Here is a 1,014-nt window from a genome sequence, read left to right on the forward strand (position 1 = left end):
TACAGCCTGCTGGCCGGCGGGTACGGCACGCGTGTCGGGGCGAACTACAGCCACCTGAACTACCACTACAACTTCCTGCGGGACGGATACAACGGTTACTCCGATAACTGGGGCCTGTATGTGACGCAGCCGTGGATACGCACGGCGCGCGCGCGGGTGGATGTGCGTGCGGAGGGGGGAGAACAGTACCTGACCGATAAATACCCGTCCACGCTGTTTATGGGACTCGGTGAGGAAGGCCGCAAGCGGGTGACGTCGGGCGCCGTCAGCGTGGCGGGGAGCGTGGCGGACGTGCCCGGCGGGGTGACCGGCTTCAGCGTGAAGGGAACGGCAGGGAACCTGGACTACCGCAATGACCTGGCGCGCAGCATTAACTTCAGCCGTGAACTGGGTTCGGAAGGACAGTTCGCCCGGATGAACTGGACCCTGAACCATGACCAGCAGGTGTGGGGGCCTTTCTCGGTGTATGCGGGCGTCAGCGGCCAGCTGGCAAACCACAACCTGGACACGTCGCAGAAGTTCCTGCTGGGCGGCCCGGGCGCGGTGCGGGCCTACGATGTCGGGGCGGGTGCCGTGGATGACGGCACCGTGGCGACGGGCGAGGTGCGCTGGACGCACGCCATTCCGCAGGGGCGCTGGACGGCATGGTCGGGGACGTCCCCGGCCATGACGCTGGCGGCGTTTTACGACCAGGGCTGGGGTGAACAGTATTCGCAGAACCGTAACCAGGACGGTGAGGGCCGCCTGACGGACCACAACCATGTGAACCTGGCAGGGGCGGGGCTGTATGCGACGGTGGCGGATGCGGGTAATTACGCGCTGACGCTGACGTGGGCGCACCGGACGGGGGATGCAGACCCGGTGTCCGGGCTGGATGACCATGACCGTTTCTGGGTGTCGGCCGTGAAGTCATTCTGAGTGGCGGAATAATAAAAAAGAAGGAACAGAACAGTGAACAAGATATACAAACTTAAATACGACCGCCGCCGCAACCAGCTTGTGGCGGTGAGTGAA

General features: G+C 63.9%; 1 pseudogene. It reads left to right on the forward strand.

From position 1 onward, the window contains the following. Positions 1-918 (forward strand): annotated as a pseudogene (locus HV477_RS27895) (ShlB/FhaC/HecB family hemolysin secretion/activation protein); the annotation flags it as partial. Positions 919-1,014 lie beyond the last annotated feature (96 nt).

The organism is Salmonella sp. SG203, assembly GCF_013350575.1.
In the GTDB taxonomy this organism is placed as follows: Bacteria; Pseudomonadota; Gammaproteobacteria; order Enterobacterales; family Enterobacteriaceae; genus Salmonella; species Salmonella enterica.